Origin of the sequence: Pseudomonas sp. Q12-87, assembly GCF_001269755.1 — a bacterium.
Classification (GTDB): Bacteria; Pseudomonadota; Gammaproteobacteria; order Pseudomonadales; family Pseudomonadaceae; genus Aquipseudomonas; species Aquipseudomonas fluorescens_S.
This window is the reverse complement of the sequence record NZ_LHVI01000008.1, coordinates 23,830-41,718: the sequence shown is the minus strand read 5'-3', so window position 1 is coordinate 41,718 and position 17,889 is coordinate 23,830. Positions and strand designations below refer to the sequence as shown.

The window sequence follows — 17,889 nt, the reverse complement described above, 5'->3', positions numbered from 1 at the left end:
AGGTTTTTTACCCTTTATTATCAATAGGTTAACGACAATGTAGTCATTAAGACTTCGATAACGTTATAGTCATCCAGACTACATGGAGTCTTTATGACCGCAACCGCTCTGCTGACCTCGCTGCTACCGCTGGTGGCCGATTTATCTCGCGAACTGCCTGAAGGCGAGCGCTATCGTCGCTTGCTTGGCACGTTGCGCGCCCTCATGCCCTGCGACGCGGCGGCGCTGTTGCGCCTCGACGGGGACTGCCTGGTGCCATTGGCCGTGGACGGCTTGAGCACCGACACCCTGGGCCGACGATTCCAAGTCAGCGAACACCCGCGCTTCGAAGCCCTGCTGGCCAACCCGCACCCCACGCGCTTCGCCGCCGACAGCGACCTGCCCGATCCCTACGACGGGTTGGTCGAGGGCCTGGACGAGCATCTGGAAGTCCACGACTGCATGGGCTGCCCACTGTTCGTCGACGAGCGGCCCTGGGGCCTGCTGACCCTTGACTCGCTGGACCCGGAGCGCTTCGAACCCATCGACCTCAATGCCCTGCAAGCCTTCGCCAGCCTCGCCGCTGCAACGGTCAGCGCTGCCGAACGCATCGACCGCCTGGCCCTGAAAGCCGAAGACGAGCACCGTCGCGCCGAGGTCTACCGCCAGGCCAGCGGCCAACAACACCGCGACATGGTCGGCCAGAGCAAGGCCCATAAACGCCTGGTCGAGGAAATCAACCTGGTGGGCGGCAGCGACCTGACAGTGCTGATCACCGGTGAAACCGGCGTGGGCAAGGAACTGGTGGCCCAGGCCATTCACGCCGCGTCAAAACGCGCCGAACAGCCGATGATCAGCCTCAATTGCGCCGCCTTGCCGGAAACGCTGGTGGAAAGTGAACTCTTCGGTCATGTACGGGGCGCCTTTACCGGGGCCACGAACGAACGTCGCGGCAAGTTCGAGCTGGCCGACGGTGGCACGTTGTTCCTCGATGAAGTGGGCGAGCTGTCGCTGACCGTCCAGGCCAAATTGCTGCGTGTGCTGCAGAGCGGCCAGTTGCAACGCCTGGGCTCGGACAAGGAACACCGGGTCGATGTGCGCCTGATCGCGGCGACCAATCGTGACCTCGCCGAAGAAGTGCGTAACGGCCGTTATCGGGCCGACTTCTATCACCGCCTGAGTGTTTATCCGTTGCAGGTGCCGGCGCTGCGCGATCGTGGACGGGATGTGTTGCTGCTCAGTGGTTTCTTCCTGGAACAGAATCGATCGCGCATGGGCCTGGGCAGCCTGCGCCTGACCAGTGATGCTCAGGCCGCACTGCTGGCCTATGACTGGCCGGGTAATGTGCGTGAACTTGAGCACCTGATCGGCCGCAGTGCCTTGAAGGCCTTGGGCAGGTGCGCGGTGCGCCCGAAAATCCTCAGCCTCAGCGCCCAGGAACTCGATCTGCCTCGGCCTCTTGTGGATAACCCAATGCCTTCCGTCGATTCAGGGCCTGCCATGCCGTCCGTGTCGGGGGATCTGCGCGAAGCAGTGGATGCGTTCCAGCGTCAGCTCATCACTGCCAGCCTGGAGCGTCACCAGCACAACTGGGCCAGCGCCGCCCGGGAGCTGGGGCTGGATCGGGCAAACCTGGGGCGGATGGCGCGGCGGCTGGGGCTTAAATGATTGTTTGTGCGCTCTCCCGTGGCGAGGGAGCTTGCTCCCGCTCGGCCGCGCAGCGGTCGTAAACCTCGAAATCACACCACTGGCAGGAGCGCTTCGCACTCCAGCCGGGAGCAAGCTCCCTCGCCACAAAAGCGACTTCACCATAGGCATCTTGGAGCAACGAACCGAGCATCGACAGGATTCGCCCTAAAGCCTGCCCCCAACAAGTCGATAACCCAATATCAAAAGCTGTTTTGGCGATCTCCAGGCTCGCCCCACCTTTTTTCCACAGAAGGTTTTTATGTCTTCCAACAAAGCCCGCGCAGATTCACTTTCGCTTCTGCTGTTTACCTTGCGCAGCGGCAAGCTGATGGCAATCAACCTGCTCAAGGTCAGTGAAATCATTCCGTGCCCGCCGCTGACCCGGCTGCCGGAGTCGCATCCGCACGTCAAAGGCATCGCCACCCTGCGCGGGGCATCGCTGTCGGTCATCGACCTGAGCCGCGCCATTGGCGAACGTCCACTTGAGGATCCGGACGGCGGGTGTCTGATCGTCACCGACGTCAGCCGCTCGAAGCAGGGCCTGCATGTGCAGGCAGTGAGCAAGATCGTCCATTGCCTGACCACCGACATCAAACCGCCGCCGTATGGCTCAGGCGGCGTGCGCGCATTCATCACCGGCGTGACCTCGGTGGACGGCACGTTGGTGCAAGTGCTCGATATCGAGAAGGTCATCCACGGTATCGCCCCGGCGCAGATCGAAACCGCGCCGACCGAACTGAGCATGGAAGACGCCGAAGTGCTGGGCAACGCACGAATCCTGGTGGTCGATGACAGCCAGGTCGCACTGCAGCAGTCGGTCTACACCTTGCGCAACCTGGGCCTGCAATGCCACACCGCCCGCAGCGCCAAGGAAGCCATCGAATGCCTGCTGGACCTGCAAGGCACGGCACAACAGATCAACCTGATCGTTTCCGACATCGAAATGTCGGAGATGGACGGCTACGCGCTCACCCGAACCCTGCGCGAAACCCCGGACTTCGCCCACCTCTACGTGTTGCTGCACACTTCGCTGGACAGTGCCATGAACAGTGAAAAAGCCCGCTTGGCCGGCGCCAACGGAGTACTGACCAAGTTCTCCTCGCCTGAACTGACCAAATGCCTGATCACGGCGGCCAAGGCTGTCGCCGAGCAAGGCCACTAAGGCCCGCTGTCCTGCTGTAGCCCCGCTGTAGCCTTTAGCAGCGGCCGAGCGAGGCTGCGATTTTTTCTGGCACTCTCATTCCCAAGGAGAGATCAGGACCGCAGGCTTCGTCCGGTCCTGCTGCCCGCCCGGCCATCGCCCGATGAGTGGCGCATAACTTGCTTCGCCCGCTCACCACGGCGCTTTTCTGTCGCCACTCTCCAGCCTCATGCGATCGGTTGATTAATGAACACAACGTTTTCTTGCGTAGGGTGCGGCAAATGCTGCAGCGATCACCACGTTCCCCTGACGCTCGACGAGGCCCGGATGTGGGCTGAAGACGGCGGCCAGGTGATTGTCCTGGTGGAAGCCTTCCTGCCCAACGGCCTTGGCCTGCCGACAGCGCAACGCGAACATGCCGAGCGCCGCTCGGCAGTGGTTCACAGCGGCACCACCGAAGCCCTCGTGGCCATCACCTTCGCCGCCTATAACGCAGGTCGTTGCCGCAACCTTGATGAAGAGAACCTGTGCCGCATCTATGAGCGCCGGCCATTGGTGTGCCGTATCTATCCGATGGAAATCAACCCGCACATTCCCCTCAACATCGCCGTAAAGGAATGCCCGCCGGAATCGTGGGAAACCGGCCCGCAACTGATCCTCGGCGGCAAGCTGGTCGATGCGGAACTGGCGCGCCTGATCGAGCGCTCGCGCCAGGCCGACCGTGAGGACATCGGGTTGAAGGAACGTATCTGCGCATCCCTGGGGATCCATACCACCGCGCTGAAGGGCGACGGCTTTACCGCCTATTTACCCGATATGACAGCGTTCGCCATGGCCATCGACCAGGTCCGCTTACAACTGCTGGAGCCGCAGGCCAGTGAATGGCAGTTCCACCTTTCCGGTGACGACGTCGCTGAACAGGTCCTGGCCAGTGGTGCGCGGGTCTTCTGCGAAGACCCCGTCAATTACGCGTTCATTTCGCTGCGGGCGGCGTAAATTCCTGAAGACTGCGAACATCCTGTGGGAGCGAGCTTGCTCGCGAAGGTGTCGGGGCAGCGTACATTGATGTTGGAATGTCAGACCGTCTTCACGGGCGAGCCCGCTCCCACAAATGGAATCCGCGGCACGCTGATTACGCTTCGGTCTCGCCTAACCCTCGTCAGGAATGTTAGCGTGCTTGGTATTCCCTGCAGATGAGCCTTGCACGATGAAAAAAACCGTACTCGCCTTCAGTCGTATCACACCGCCCATGATCGAGCGCCTGCAACAGGACTTCGACGTGATCGTGCCCAACCCGTCGAAAGGCGACATCAACGCGCAGTTCAACGAAGCACTGCCTCATGTGCATGGCCTGATCGGCGTCGGCCGCAAGCTTGGCCGCGAGCAGCTGCAAAACGCGACGAAGCTGCAAGTGGTGTCCAGTGTCTCGGTGGGCTACGACAACTATGACCTGGCGTACTTCAATGAACGCGGGATCATGCTCACCAATACCCCCGACGTACTCACCGAAAGCACCGCCGACCTGGCCTTCGCCCTGCTGATGAGCAGCGCTCGCCGCGTCGCTGAACTGGACGCCTGGACCAAGGCCGGGCAATGGCAGGCCACCGTCGGCCCGCAGTTGTTCGGCAGCGACGTGCATGGCAAGACGCTGGGCATTGTCGGCATGGGTAATATCGGAGCGGCGATTGCGAGGCGTGGCCGGCTAGGGTTCAACATGCCGATTATCTACAGCGGCAACAGCCGCAAGACCGAACTGGAAAACCAGTTGGGCGCACAGTTCCGCGAACTGGATCAGTTGCTGTCCGAAGCCGACTTCGTCTGCCTTGTGGTGCCACTGAGCGAGAAAACTCGCCATCTGATCGGCCAGCGCGAATTGGCCCTGATGAAACCAAGCGCCATTCTCATCAACATTTCTCGTGGTCCGGTGGTTGACGAGCCGGCACTGATCGAAGCCTTGCAGAACAACCGCATCCGCGGCGCCGGGCTGGACGTCTACGAGAAAGAACCACTGGCCGATTCGCCGCTGTTCCAGCTGAAAAACGCCGTGACCTTGCCGCACATCGGCTCGGCGACCCATGAAACCCGTGAGGCCATGGCTAACCTCGCCTTGGAAAACTTGCGAAGCGCCTTGATGGGCGAACGACCGCAGAACCTGGTCAACCCGCAAGTCTGGAAATAAGCCGCCCGGCGGATTGTTGCCATTCATCACGAGACCACACCCCTGTGGCGAGGGAGTAAGCTCCCTCATCACAGGTCATGTCTCAGCGGGCACCCAGCGCGCCATTCGCTGCCAGCGGCCGCGGTTTGCGAAACACCAGCACGTTACCCAGCATCACCAGCACCAGCCCGAGCAGCGCTGGCGCGGTCCATTGATAACCTTCGGCAAACGCCGAGACGTTCAACGCCACCACCGGGAACAGCACGGTGCAATACGCCGCGCGCTCCGGCCCCATGCGCCCCACCAGCGTCAGGTAGGCCGTAAAGCCGATCACCGAACCCGGGATCACCAAGTACAACAGCGAGCCGATATAACGCGTGTTCCATTCCATGTCGAAGGGAATGCCTTGGAAAATGCACCACCCCGCCAGCATCGTCGCACCGTAGGCCATGCCCCAGGCATTGGTGGTCAACGGCCTGAGCCCGGCCTTCTGTTGCAGGCTCGAGAGCATGTTGCCTGCCGAAAAACACAACGTTCCCAGCAGTGCCAGCGCCAACCCGAGCAGCGTTTGCGGGCTCGCGCTGTGACCGGCCAGTTCCGGCCAGAACAGCAGCGCCAGCCCCAGCAACCCCAAGGCGCCACCCAACAACACGTTGCGAGCTATCCGCTGGCCGAAAAACACCCGGGCATTGAGGGCATTCCAGAGCGTGGCCGTGGAAAACACCACCGCCACCAACCCACTGGGAATCCATTGGCTGGCGGTGAGGAAGCACATGAAGTTGATACAGAACAGGCACAAGCCCTGGGCCACGCAAATCAAATGGCCGCGCCGGTTCATGACCTGCAGGCGACGGCTGAGCAGCAGCATCGCAAACAGAATCAGGGCGGCGAGGCCGAAGCGATAGACAATCGACACAGGGATGGCGACAACGCCAAGCTGCAGTTTCAGGGCAATCCAGGTGGTGCCCCAGATGAGCACGGTGAGCAGGTACAACGAGAGGTTCATAGTGACGGCTCCTGACAATGACCCTCAGTGTCACGCCGTTGCCCAACCGGCACTTGCGTAAACTTGCGGTTTTGTCGGGTTGCAGGCTGGCAGCGGCCGAAGGACGGAGTAGGATTCGGTCTGGAGAGAACCGATCATGCCCACACTGCAAAACTTGCAAGTCTTTCAAGCCCTCAACAGTTCGCCCAATGCTCGCCTGGAGCATAGCGCCGAGCTCGGAGACGGCATGGCGGCCGCTTTGTGGAGCAACCATCATGACGCCCGAGACTACGAGGCGCCGACCCACCATACGCTGTCTTGCTATATCGCCGGCGGCACCGGCACGTTTCGCCGCGAACAGCCCGACACCACCGGCGCTCCCGACAAACTCTGCATTTTGCCGGCTGGGCATGAGTCGGCCTGGGTCATCAACGGCGACATCCGTCTCGCCCATCTGTATTTCAGCCCCGAACAATTCGCCCTCGGCTGCGTCACGCTGCTGGACCGTGAACCCCGACAGTTGCAACTGCGTGAGGGAACGTTTCTCGACGACCCGCAACAGGCTCAACGTTTTCGCCAGCTGATCGCCCTGAACTGGGACGAGCCCGGCGAACGCCTCCTGACCACCAGCCTGGCCCACGATCTGCTCGATCATTTGCTCCTCAGCCAGGTCGGCCAGCGCCAAGGACTTCGCCTCAAGGGCGGCCTGGCGGCACATCAGCGCCGAATGCTGGTGGATTATGTCGACAGCCATCTGGCGGACGCGATCAGCCTTGGGCAATTGGCGGCGTTGTGTGCGTTGTCCGAATACCATTTCGCAAGGATGTTCCGCGAAAGCTTCGGCCTGCCCCCTCATCAATATGTGTTGGCCAGGCGCTTGGCGCAGGCACGGCAACTGCTGCGCAACACGCAACAAGCGGTGGGCGATGTAGCACTGGCTTGTGGGTTTTCCAGCGCCAGCCATTTCACCAACCGCTTTCGCCAGGCCTTGGGCGCAACGCCCGGGGAGTACCGGCAGGCGTTTTTGCGCTAGCGGACGGCGCTGGCATTCGTAGTGCCCAAGGTACTGCTATCGCGAGCAAGTTCACTCCAACAGGAATCTGCGTCGAACAAACAATTCAAGCCCGCCGAAGATCCATTGTGGGAGCGAGCCGTCCGGGAGACTGCGCCCAAAAACAAAACGGGCCTGCAAGTGCAGGCCCGTTTTTCAGTCAGGAATTTAAAATGAGCGAGGCTTCAGCCGTGAAGCGCAGCCCGTTCATTCTCCAGGAATTCTTCTTCCAGCATGGCGTCGGCCAAGGCTGCGGATTCGGTCGGCGCCGTAACCCCACCGCGCTTGCCGCGCAGTTTTCCGTACAGATGCTCCAGGGCATGTTCCAGTTTTTCGGCTGCTCCTTCGATCGCCAGCTCCAGCGTGTCGGCCTTGTGCGTCACGGAAATCGGCTGGTGGCCCTTTGGCCGTGCTTCAAGTTGGCACCGCAGGTCGTGGGGGCCAGGCTTATCACCGTTCTCATCCCCTAAATGGACCTCGACCCGAGTCAGGTCTTCTTCGTAACGTTCGAGCGTGCTTTCAATGGTAGTACGTACCCACTCCTCCAGTCGGATGCTGCTTTGAATATGGTTATCGCTGTTGACTTGGATTTGCATAGTTCATCCCTTATTTCGGCTAGCTCGCCAGGGGCCCATTGACGTTAGCGCAACGGCCCCTTGAGTACAGAGTCGGGCTGGCGGAAGAACAATTCAACCCCCTCAAAAAGATAAATATGGATTTGCAAAAAAAGCCGGACAACGGTCAAAAGCGCTGTTAATGTCGGGAGTTGCCTCGCCTCGCTTTGTTCGCGCAAATCCCCGTCTCCTGGCGCACCGTCAACGAACATCCCCGCGTAATTGCCCCGAAACGGGCAGCCACAACAGCCGCATTCCAGAGCGTTCAACGCCCAAGTGCCGCGATCATTGTCCGACAGTTTTTCCGGCATGCCACTTGCTAACTCTCTTCCAGGCACTGTGCAGGCTGCGTTCCTTTTGATTTCGCCTGTTCAATCCTGAACCTTGAGATGAACACGATCATGGAATGGCCAATGGTCCGGTGTTGCGAACTAATTCCGATCATGGCCGGTCAACAACTGCACGTTCAATCAGGCGGTGACGCATCATGGACAACCCTTTTCAGATTATTACCGAGGCCTTTGCGCCGCATTATCAGATCAACCTGAGCATCCAAGGCCTGGACGGCAGCATCATGCTGACTTTGTCCAAGAGCGGGCGCATCGTCGCCAAACGCATGATCAGCGCCCAGCAGCGCAATGACCCGGAACGGCTCAGGCGCCTGGTGCAAAGCATTCAGTTCGGCATTGCCATCGAACAGGGCCACAGCGCCGTGGCCATCCTCGAAGCAATGACCGGTGGCGACAACATCAAGCTGCCGCCACCCCAGGCACAGGGCTCGTCATCCCCTGCCGCCGGCCTCTAGATTTCGCCCTTCTCCACCTCGCCATGCTCACTGGAACCCGCGCCGACCTTACGGTGCGGGGATTCGACTTTCACCGAGGGGAACTGCGACGAGGCGTAGCGCACCACCAGGATCGCGAACGCCAGCAGCAGGATGCCACCACACAGGTAAATGATCCCCAGGTCCGGCGGATTGTGGTGGGAAACGTTGGAAATCAGCAGGCGCGTCAGTGCAGTGATCGCCACGTAGATCAGAAACCGCACCGGCATATGGTTGGTCTTGAAATAGATCCCGACCATCGCCCCCAACTCCAGGTAGATGAACAGCAACAGGATGTCATCGATCTTGATGTGCCCCGCCTCGATCATCTGCAGGAACTCCATCACCGCCGCCCAGGCAGTGACCGCACCGATGGCGAACAGCGCCAGGTAGTGAAAGGTCTCGACGAACAGGTTTCCCAGGGACTCGGCCATCTGGTGGACGTTCTGGCGCAGGTTCTCGGCCCAGTTGATTTTCACGATGTAGTTTCCTTAGGTCGACTCGACCGGATGATGCGGGTTGGACGTGACGGTTGTTCTGCATGCAGAAAAAAGGCCAGCGGCTAGGGCTGAGATGGCAATGAGCTCGCATCCGACACTTTTGTGTTTTTTCTGGCTCGTTCGCGGGGAGAGTTGCCCATGGGACAAACCTGGAAATCGGTCTACATTAAAAAGCCACTATCCAAAGGAAGAGGATTCGCTTATCCTTTTGCCTGTATATAAATACAGTAGTCACAAAGACAACCAATGTGAAGGCATGTGAGGTGGTGAATGGCCGTCGAAGTGGTATACCGCAGCAGCCGAGATCTGGAGCGCTTGTTCATGGATAAAGCCGAAGCTGACCGTCATGACAAAATGCTGGAACTCGCCGAATTGCTGGCCGAGGTGTTGCAAAAAGCCGTCCCATCGCTGAGCGAGCAACAGGTGGAAGAAGCCGGGATCTACATGGCGAAGAATCGTGACGTGTTCGCCAAGGCGTTCAAGAGCCAACCGGACGCCTTGTCCGAACTGCTCAATCCGCCGGGCGAATGACCCAAGAAGATCGCAGCCTTTGGCAGTGCTTGCATGTTTGCACCATGCAGGCGCTACCAAAGGCTGCGATCTTTTTTAGTAATAACGACGCGGGTCTGAATCGATCAGGCTGGCCAGCTTGGTCAGGGCAAAGCGCAACTCGTCCTGGCTGGTAGGGGACATCAGCACCAGCCGAACGCAACGAGTCGTCCCCGACCGCTCAGCCTGGAACTGCGTGCCGCTGAGCACCAGCACACCGTTGGCCCTGGCGAGCATGGTGAACTCGTCACTGGTCCAGGGTTCGGGCAGGGTCAGCCAGACGTGATACGAATACGGCTGGGTCTTGAGTTCGAAATTGGAGAAGATTTCCTGGGCAATCGCCTGTCGTCCCGCGGCTTCGTTGCGCTGGATGCGGATCAGCTTCTTGTCCAGGCCCTCGGTGATGACGTTACTGGCCAGTTGCGCGGTCAACGGTGATGGCATCCAGACGCTGCTTCGCACCATCGAGGTCAGGCGTGATAGCAGCTTCGGCGGGCTGTAGATGTAGCCAACGCGAAGCGCCGGCATGACCGACTTCGACAGACTGGTCAGGTACACCGAACGATCCGGCGCAAAGGCCGACAGCGGCTTGATCGACGGATCGGTGGCAAGGAAGCCATAGATGTCATCGTCCAGGATGATGAAATCGAATTCCTCCGCCAGCGCCGCAATCTGGGCCCGGCGTTTTTGCGACATGATCGCCGCCGTCGGGTTCTGACAAGTCGCCACGCAGACCAGCATCGCCGGCTTTTCCCGCAGGCACAGTTCGCGCAGCGCCTCGGGAATGATGCCCTCTTCATCCATCGGCACACCACGCAGTCTCCGTTCGAGACCGTGGGCCAGGGAAATGATGCCGGGGTAACAAAGCGCTTCGCAGAGCACCAGGTCGCCGGCGTTGGTCAGGGCGCTCATCGCGACCATCAAGCCGTGCTGGGCTCCGGCTGTAATGACCACCTGTTGCCACTGTGCATCCGGCAACGAGTGGCGCAGCCACTGCGCGCCCGCCTCCCGATGAGCCGGATGGCCGCCGTCCGGTGCGTAATCCAGGGCGCGAGCGAAATCGGTGCTCTTGGCCATGCCCACCAACGCGCCGCGCAACCAGTACTCCAGGGTTTCGCTGTACGGCTTGATGATCGAAAGATCCAGCAGCTCCGATTGCCCCAGGTTCAATGGCCCGGCGCTGTTGCTGGCCGGCAGCTCCAGCTGCTTCTGGTTGAGCACATAAGTACCACGCCCTACTTCCCCCTGCACCAACCGGCGCCGATGGGCCTCGCTGTAGGCCCGACTGATGGTGCCTGGTGTGACATTCAAGGTATTGGCCAGCTCTCGCAGGGTCGGTAGGCGGTCGCCTTCGTTCAGCACGCCGTTGCTGATATCGCGCGCCAACGCATCGGCAATCGATAAATACATCGGCTGGCTGAACTCGCTTAGCTGGGGAACCCACATGAATGATCACTGCCCATCGTAGAAATGATGAATATCCGAGCATATCACATGGAGGTTAGGCAACTAATAATTCGAAACAATCTGCGCATTGAGTCGATTGATTCGATTATTGGATCGTTTTTAAGGACATCATGAAAAAATGTTCAGCTGAGATTAAATTTCTGTAAATCAATCAGTTATCGCTAAAACAAAGCATCGACGAACCCTGATGGCAGAAAAATATCTGGTAACAATCCGTCGCGCTATTGAATCAACTCAATTCATTCAAATACACTGATCTAGAATCGAAGCAATCGACTCAATCATCCCCTGATCACCGCGCGCCCCTGCCGCGCCAAGTCGAGACATCATGGACACACTCAGAAAGGATCTATCTCTGTCAGCGGTTATCGCGGGCTTCATCGCCGTGATCATCTCCTACGCCGGCCCGCTCATCATCGTGTTTCAGGCTGCCAAGGAAGCGCACCTGCCTAACGATGTGGTGTCTTCATGGATCTGGGCCATCTCCATTGGCAGCGGCATCACCGGCCTGTTCCTCAGCTGGCGCCTGCGTGTCCCGGTGATCACCGCGTGGTCGACGCCGGGTGCTGCGTTACTGGTATCGATGCTGCCGACAGTCTCCCTGCCCCAGGCTATCGGCGCCTATGTAGTGGCGTCGGTGATCATTGCGGTGGTCGGTTTGTCGGGGGCCTTCGACAAGTTGATGAGCCGCCTGCCCAAGGCCATCGCCGCCGCCATGCTCGCCGGCATTCTGTTCCGCTTCGGTGCCGAACTGTTCACGTCCATCAAGCTGCAGCCGGCGCTGGTGCTGGCCATGATCGCGGCTTACCTGGTTTTCAAGCGCTTTTCGCCGCGCTACGCGATTCTGTCAGTGTTGATTGTCGGCTGCGCCGTGGCGGCCTCGTTCGGTGAGCTCAATAGCAGTTCGATCACCATTGCGGTGGCCCACCCCGTCTTCATTGCCCCGGAATGGAGCTGGCACGCAATCATCAACATTGGTCTGCCCTTGGCGCTGGTGACCTTGACCGGCCAGTACGTGCCGGGCATGGCCGTAATGCGGACCTCGGGCTACAACACGCCGGCGCGCTCGATCATTTCGGTCACCGCTATCGGCTCGGTGCTGATGGCGCCCTTCGGCTCCCACGGATTCAACCTGGCGGCCATTACCGCAGCGATCTGCACCGGCCGCGAAGCCCACGAGGACCGCGATAAACGCTACATCGCCGGGATCGCCTGCGGGGTGTTCTACATTCTGATGGGTACCTTCGGCGCGACCTTGGCCTCGGTATTTTCCGCGCTACCAAAAGAGCTGATCGCCTCCCTCGCCGGCCTGGCCTTGTTCGGCGCGATCAGCGCTGGGCTGACCGGCGCCATGGCCGACGACAAACAACGGGAAGCCGCGCTGATCACCTTCCTGGTGACGGCCTCGGGCATGAGTTTCCTGGGCCTGGCCGCCGCGTTCTGGGGCCTGATCTTCGGCCTGGTGGCGCATTTCGTCCTGACCTATACCCGGGAAAGCAAAGCCGCCGCCATCGCCGAGGGCAGCCGACCATGACCGCCCGTTACGATTTCATTGTGGTCGGTGGCGGTATTGCCGGTGTGTCCGCCGCGTATGAACTGTCCGCCCACGGCAGCGTTTGCCTGCTCGAACAGGAGCAGCAACTGGCCTACCACACCACAGGGCGTTCGGCGGCCATCTCGATGGAAAGCTACGGCAACCAACAGATCCGCTCGCTGACCTGTGCATCACGCAGTTTTTTCGAGAACCCGCCCGAGGGCCTGGCCGAGCATCCGCTATGGTCGCCACGGGGCGCGTTGATCGTCGCCCAGGCGTCGCGGGTGGACAAACTCAAAGCGCGTTTCAGCGCGGTACTGGGACAAGTGCCTACGGCCGAGCTCCTCGACGCCAAACAAGTGATGGAGCTGGTGCCTTACCTGGCCGAAGGCGCCTGGAGCGCCGGCATTCATGAGCCCAGCGCCTTCGACCTGGACGTACACGGCATCCATGGCGCCTATCTGGGCGGCCTGCGCGCCCGCAGCGGCGTGGTCAAGCGTGAAGCCGAGGTGATGCGCGGCGAACACCGCGACGGACACTGGACCTTGCACACCCGGGACGGCCAACGATGGGAGGCGGCCATCGTGGTCAACGCCGCCGGAGCCTGGGCCGATACGTTCGCCGAGCGCTGCGGCGTGCCCACCGTGGGCGTGCGCCCGCTGCGCCGCACCGTACTGGCGGTCGATCCCCAGTGCGACGTACACCACACGCCCTACCTGGGCACCGTCGACGAAGATATTTTCATCAAGCCGGAAGCTGGGCGATTGATCGTTTCGCCCTGCGATGAAAACCCCTCGCTGCCCTGCGACGCGTTGCCGGACGAACTTGACCTGGCAATCACCATGGACCGCTTGCAAAACACCACCCGCCTGCGTCCACGCTCGATCGTCAACAAATGGGCGGGCCTGCGCACCTTCGTCGCCGACCGCTCGCCGGTGCTCGGCCAGGACCCTCTGCAAGAAAGCTTTATCTGGCTGGCAGCCCTCGGTGGCTACGGCATCCAGGCGGCGCCTGCGATTGCACGCCTGTGCAGCCACGCGGCCCTGGGCATCGCCATGCCGCAGGACCTGGCAGCGCTGCAACTCAATTACCAGCATTTTTCCCCGGCCCGGTGCCGCGATGAAGAGTTCTCCAGCCTGGCCGTCAAGCAGGTTGCCGATTTGCACTAACCCATCCACTTAACAAGGAACGTAACCATGCAAACCACCGCTCAAATCCAGTCCGCCGCCAAACCTTTCCTCGGCGAAGAAAACGTCATTTTCACCGATAAGGCACCACTGCCGCTGGGCACCTATTCCCAAGGCATCAAGGTCAGCCACGGGCAGACGATCTACCTGTCGGCGCAGACTCCGGTCTCGGCGTTGAACAACGAAGTATTGGCCCAGGATTTCGAAGGCCAACTGCGCCAGACCCTCGACAACCTGGTGCAAATGGCCGAAGCGGCCGGCGGCACCCTGGCTAACGTGGTCAAGGTCACCGCGTTCATCACTGACTTGAGCGAATTCCCCACCCTCAACCGCGTCATGGAAGAGTATTTCACCAAGCCCTATCCGGCCCGTACCACCGCCGGCGCCAGCGCCCTGGCACGCAACACCCTGGTCGCCATCGACGCCATCATGGTGATCTGAAACACCTTCTGCCAGCGAAGTGCCCGTCGGTCCGGCCCACCGGATCGACGCCGGCAAGGAAAGCACCAGCACAGCGTACTTTCAGAGGGTGACCATGAAGAATTCGTACAGAGAGTATGTATTGCAGTGCCTGGTTTGCGATCGCAGTTACCAGCCCCATGAGGTCAGTTACTACTGTCCCCATTGCAAGACCGATGGCGCACTGGACGCGCTTTACGACTACCCGACACTCAAGCGCCAATGGTCCCGGGACAGCCTGGCCCAGGATCACGCCCGTGGCATGTGGCGCTATGACCGCTTGATGCCATTGAGCTCCACGCGCTTCATTCCGCCGCTGCTGGTGGGGAACACGCCACTGTACTCACGCCCCGAACTGCTCGGTAAAGGTGCCCGGATCAAAGTCTTTGTCAAAGACGAATCGCGACAACCTACCGGGTCCTTGAAAGATCGCGCCAGTGCCCTGGCGGTAGCGCACGCCTTGCAATCGGGTGCCAGTACGGTAGCGGTGGCAAGCACCGGCAACGCCGCTTCGGCATTGGCCGGAATGAGCGCCAGCCTGGGCCTGCACAACGTCATTTACCTGCCCAAGAGCGCGCCTCGCGAGAAGCTCGCGCAGATGCAGGGCTACGGTGCCGAGATCGTGCTGGTCGACGGGCAATATGACGAAGCCTTCGAACAATGCCTCGAAGCCTGTGAGACCCACGGCTGGTACAACCGCACCACCGGCATCAATTCGTACATGAGCGAAGGCAAGAAAACCGTGGCGTTCGAGATGTGCGAACAACTCAACTGGCAGGTGCCGGACCTGGTGTTCGTCCCCGTCGGCAACGGTTGCATCCTGGGGTCGGTCTATAAGGGTTTCTTCGACCTGCTGCAATTGGGCTGGATCGAACGCATCCCACGCCTGATCGGCGTTCAGGCCGAGCAGAGTAATTTCATGTACCGCGCCTGGCGCAGCGATCAGCCGATGGAGCACATCGAACGCATCGCCCCCACCAGCCTGGCCAGCAGCATCAACGTGGCGTTGCCGCGCGACCGGCTCAAAGCCATGCGCGCGGTGACCGCCAGTGACGGCGAGTTCATCTGTGTCAGCGACCCGAGCATCGTCGCCGCGGCGTCGAGATTGGCCGCCAGCACCGGCGTCTTCCCTGAAGCCGGTGCCGCCAGTGCCTTCGCCGGCCTGTTGAAATATGCGCAAACACACCCCGACACACCGCAAACCGCCGTGATCCTGATCACCGGCAGCGGCTTGAAAGACACGTCCATTTTTCTATCCGATTCGACCAAAAGCCAGCCACGGGTGTTGCCGTATCACGTGCCTGCGTCGCCGGCCGAAGCACTTCTTTAAGGAACCACACCATGAGCCTGCAAAATTTCGACCCCGCCATTGCCCGCCTGATCGACCGCGAGCGCAACCGCCAGGAAACCCACCTGGAGCTGATCGCGTCAGAAAACTATGTCAGCGAGGAGGTGCTCCAGGCCCAGGGCTCGGTACTCACCAACAAGTACGCCGAAGGCTATCCGGGCAAGCGTTACTATGGCGGCTGCAAGGTCGTCGATGAAATCGAAAACCTGGCCATCGAACGCGCTCGCAAACTGTTCAACTGCGAATACGTCAACGTCCAGCCCCACTCCGGCTCCCAGGCCAACCAGGCGGTATTCCTGGCGGTGCTGGTACCCGGCGACACGATCCTGGGCATGTCCCTGGCCCACGGCGGCCACCTGACCCACGGCGCCTCGGTGAATTTCTCCGGCAAGATCTACCGGGCATTTTCCTACGGCCTGGAGAAGGAAACCGAAACCCTCGACTACGCGCAAATGGAAGCACTGGCCCGGGAGCACCGGCCGAAGATGATCATCGCCGGCGCCTCGGCCTATTCCCGGACCATCGACTTCCAGCGCTTTCGCAAGATCTGCGACGAGATCGGCGCCTACCTGATGGTGGACATGGCGCACTACGCCGGGTTGATCGCGGCAGGCGTATACCCGTCGCCGGTCGGCATCGCCGACTTCATCACTTCCACCACCCACAAGACCTTGCGCGGCCCGCGCGGCGGCTTGATCCTGGCCAAGGCGCAGTACGCCGCCCTGCTCGACAAGACGATTTTCCCGGTCTACCAAGGCGGGCCGCTGATGCATGTCATCGCCGCCAAAGCCGTGGCCTTCAACGAAGCCTTGGGCGATGGTTTCAAGCAATACCAGCAACGCGTGATCGATAACGCCCGGGTCATGGCCGACATCCTGACCCGACGCGGCTTGCGGGTAGTGTCTGGCGGCACCGACTGCCATATGTTCCTGCTCGACCTGCGCTCGATGAACATCACCGGCAAAGATGCCGAAGCATTGCTGGAAAGCGCCCACATCACCCTGAATAAAAACGCGATCCCCGACGATCCGCAGAAACCGGCCATCACCAGTGGCATTCGCATCGGCACCCCGGCGCTGACCACGCGCGGCTTTGGCGAAGCGGAATGTGCCGAAGTGGCGAACCTGATCGCCGACCTGCTGGAGCAACCGGACAACGCCGCGCGTCTGGACAATACCCGGCGCCGGGTGATGCACCTGTGCGAGTGCTTTCCGGTGTACCTGCTGAGGTAGCGGCGAGCGAGGCTTGGAACGTAACAGCCCCCTTCCGGCCCTGCCAGAAGAGGGCTGTCAGGTTTTATCGGTACAACAAACGCTCTGCCAGCTCATCGGCCACCCGCGCCGGTGAGCGCTTTTGCGCCTGTGCGTGGGCGAAGACTTCGGTGAGCCTCGCACCGATTTTCGACAGGTGTGCGGTGATGGTCGGCAGCTCTTCGCCGCGATGCTTCAGGGCGACGTAGATCAGGCCGCCGGAGTTGATCACATAGTCGGGGGCATAAAGAATTCCGCGCCTTTCCAACTGATCGGCCACTTGCAGATTGCTCAACTGGTTATGGGCCGAACCGGCAACGGCGGAGCAGCGCAGTTGCGCCACGCTGTGGCTGTTGAGCACCCCTCCCAGGCCACAGGGGGCGAGGATGTCGCAAGGGGTGCTGAGCAAGGCATCGTTGGCGATCGGGTGGGCGCCCAGTTGTTCCATCGCCAATTGCACCTTGCCTGGGTCGATGTCGCTGACCAGCAGCTCGGCGCCCGCCGCATGGAGCTGTTCGGCCAGGGCGTAGCCGACATTGCCCAGCCCCTGGATCGCCACTCGCAGGCTCTCAAGGTTGTCGCTGCCCAGGCGGGCCATGGCCGTGGCGCGAATGCCGGCAAATACTCCCATCGCCGCGTGGGGCGCCGGGTCTCCCGAAGCGGTGGTGCTGGTGACGTGGCGAGTCTGCTGGGCGATGCAGTCCATATCGGCCACCGAAGTACCGCTGTCGATGGCGGTGATGTAGCGCCCATCCAACTGCTCGATGCAGCGACCGAAGGCTTCGAACAGCGCCGCCCGACTTTCGACATGGGCCGGGCGCATGATCACCGCCACCCCACCGCCCACGGGCAAGCCGGCCAGGGCAGCCTTGTAGCTCATGCCCTGGGCCAGGCGCACGGCGTCGGCCACGGCGCTTTCATCGTCGGGGTAGGCAAGATAACGGCATCCCCCCAGGGCAGGCCCGGGGCGGCTGCAATGTATGGCAATCACCGCCTTCAACCCGGTGGTCGGGTCTACGCTTAAGTGCAGCGATTCAAGGCGGGAGCTTTGCATGAGAGCGAACATCGACAGGCTCCCGAATCACTTTTGTTTGTTTCGCCAGTATAGGCGTGCAGGCAAAAATTGCTGGAGCAGGCCGGAATAAGGCGCCAGGG

Annotated in this window: 18 protein-coding genes; 12 read left to right on the top strand and 6 right to left on the bottom strand. The window is 60.9% G+C overall.

Translation table 11 applies throughout. From position 1 onward, the window contains the following. The first annotated feature begins 93 nt into the window (after positions 1 to 93). From norR to AD663_RS04140, 4 genes are all read left to right on the top strand, one after another. Entirely contained in the window at positions 94 to 1,647 is a 1,554-nt protein-coding gene (norR, locus tag AD663_RS04155) for a nitric oxide reductase transcriptional regulator NorR (protein WP_053213329.1), read from the top strand. A 280-nt stretch (positions 1,648 to 1,927) separates the two neighbouring features. Further along, entirely contained in the window at positions 1,928 to 2,830 is a 903-nt protein-coding gene (locus AD663_RS04150; RefSeq protein WP_003178115.1) for a chemotaxis protein CheV, read from the top strand. 225 nt (positions 2,831 to 3,055) lie between these two features. Continuing rightward, positions 3,056 to 3,805 carry a YkgJ family cysteine cluster protein gene (locus AD663_RS04145; protein ID WP_053213328.1) on the top strand — a complete coding sequence of 250 codons (750 nt, stop codon included), beginning with the start codon at positions 3,056 to 3,058 and terminating at the stop codon, positions 3,803 to 3,805. 211 nt (positions 3,806 to 4,016) lie between these two features. Further along, on the top strand, positions 4,017 to 4,988 hold the full coding sequence (locus AD663_RS04140; RefSeq protein ID WP_003178113.1) for a D-glycerate dehydrogenase: 972 nt from the start codon (positions 4,017 to 4,019) through the stop codon (positions 4,986 to 4,988). An 82-nt stretch (positions 4,989 to 5,070) separates the two neighbouring features. Here AD663_RS04140 and AD663_RS04135 read toward each other — a convergent pair whose 3' ends face one another. Further along, on the bottom strand, positions 5,071 to 5,973 hold the full coding sequence (locus AD663_RS04135) for a DMT family transporter (protein ID WP_053213327.1): 903 nt from the start codon (positions 5,971 to 5,973) through the stop codon (positions 5,071 to 5,073). Between the two features lie 136 nt (positions 5,974 to 6,109). Between AD663_RS04135 and AD663_RS04130 the strand changes: the two genes are divergently transcribed. After that, positions 6,110 to 6,985, top strand: a complete 876-nt coding sequence (locus AD663_RS04130; RefSeq protein ID WP_053213326.1) for an AraC family transcriptional regulator — start codon at positions 6,110 to 6,112, stop codon at positions 6,983 to 6,985. Positions 6,986 to 7,188: 203 nt separating this feature from the next. Here the strand turns inward: AD663_RS04130 and AD663_RS04125 are convergent, their stop codons facing one another. Further along, positions 7,189 to 7,599, bottom strand: coding sequence for an HPF/RaiA family ribosome-associated protein (locus AD663_RS04125; protein WP_003178107.1), 411 nt, complete (start codon positions 7,597 to 7,599; stop codon positions 7,189 to 7,191). A gap of 44 nt (positions 7,600 to 7,643) precedes the next feature. Then, positions 7,644 to 7,928 carry a hypothetical protein gene (locus AD663_RS04120; RefSeq protein WP_033045915.1) on the bottom strand — a complete coding sequence of 95 codons (285 nt, stop codon included), beginning with the start codon at positions 7,926 to 7,928 and terminating at the stop codon, positions 7,644 to 7,646. Between the two features lie 176 nt (positions 7,929 to 8,104). Here AD663_RS04120 and AD663_RS04115 point away from each other — a divergent pair, with 176 nt between their 5' ends. Then, positions 8,105 to 8,422 carry a DUF3509 domain-containing protein gene (locus AD663_RS04115; protein ID WP_003178105.1) on the top strand — a complete coding sequence of 106 codons (318 nt, stop codon included), beginning with the start codon at positions 8,105 to 8,107 and terminating at the stop codon, positions 8,420 to 8,422. Here the strand turns inward: AD663_RS04115 and AD663_RS04110 are convergent. After that, the gene (locus AD663_RS04110; RefSeq protein WP_003178104.1) at positions 8,419 to 8,919 is read right to left on the bottom strand and encodes a phosphate-starvation-inducible protein PsiE; all 501 of its coding nucleotides are present in this window, start codon (positions 8,917 to 8,919) and stop codon (positions 8,419 to 8,421) included. The two genes, AD663_RS04115 and AD663_RS04110, sit on opposite strands and share 4 nt — an antisense overlap. Before the next feature lie 291 nt (positions 8,920 to 9,210). Here AD663_RS04110 and AD663_RS04105 point away from each other — a divergent pair, with 291 nt between their 5' ends. Continuing rightward, complete coding sequence (locus AD663_RS04105) at positions 9,211 to 9,471, top strand: YebG family protein (RefSeq protein ID WP_003178103.1); 261 nt, start codon at positions 9,211 to 9,213, stop codon at positions 9,469 to 9,471. 75 nt (positions 9,472 to 9,546) lie between these two features. Here AD663_RS04105 and AD663_RS04100 read toward each other — a convergent pair whose 3' ends face one another. Then, positions 9,547 to 10,935, bottom strand: coding sequence for a PLP-dependent aminotransferase family protein (locus tag AD663_RS04100; RefSeq protein ID WP_003178101.1), 1,389 nt, complete (start codon positions 10,933 to 10,935; stop codon positions 9,547 to 9,549). A 349-nt stretch (positions 10,936 to 11,284) separates the two neighbouring features. On the opposite strand from AD663_RS04100, the gene AD663_RS04095 reads away from it, so the two are divergent. From AD663_RS04095 to glyA, 5 genes are all read left to right on the top strand, one after another. Then, positions 11,285 to 12,490, top strand: coding sequence for a benzoate/H(+) symporter BenE family transporter (locus AD663_RS04095; protein ID WP_003178099.1), 1,206 nt, complete (start codon positions 11,285 to 11,287; stop codon positions 12,488 to 12,490). Further along, positions 12,487 to 13,659, top strand: a complete 1,173-nt coding sequence (locus tag AD663_RS04090) for an FAD-binding oxidoreductase (RefSeq protein ID WP_003178098.1) — start codon at positions 12,487 to 12,489, stop codon at positions 13,657 to 13,659. The genes AD663_RS04095 and AD663_RS04090 overlap by 4 nt, the downstream gene beginning before the upstream one ends. A 27-nt stretch (positions 13,660 to 13,686) precedes the next feature. Continuing rightward, positions 13,687 to 14,118 (top strand): Rid family detoxifying hydrolase, encoded by a 432-nt coding sequence (locus AD663_RS04085; protein WP_053213325.1) that lies wholly within the window; start codon positions 13,687 to 13,689, stop codon positions 14,116 to 14,118. A gap of 94 nt (positions 14,119 to 14,212) precedes the next feature. Further along, positions 14,213 to 15,466: a threonine synthase gene (gene thrC / locus AD663_RS04080; protein WP_003178094.1), complete on the top strand. Its 1,254-nt coding sequence runs from the start codon at positions 14,213 to 14,215 to the stop codon at positions 15,464 to 15,466. A gap of 11 nt (positions 15,467 to 15,477) precedes the next feature. Further along, on the top strand, positions 15,478 to 16,716 hold the full coding sequence (gene glyA / locus AD663_RS04075) for a serine hydroxymethyltransferase (protein ID WP_053213324.1): 1,239 nt from the start codon (positions 15,478 to 15,480) through the stop codon (positions 16,714 to 16,716). 64 nt (positions 16,717 to 16,780) lie between these two features. Here glyA and AD663_RS04070 read toward each other — a convergent pair whose 3' ends face one another. After that, positions 16,781 to 17,800: a Glu/Leu/Phe/Val dehydrogenase dimerization domain-containing protein gene (locus AD663_RS04070; RefSeq protein ID WP_003178091.1), complete on the bottom strand. Its 1,020-nt coding sequence runs from the start codon at positions 17,798 to 17,800 to the stop codon at positions 16,781 to 16,783. Positions 17,801 to 17,889 lie beyond the last annotated feature (89 nt).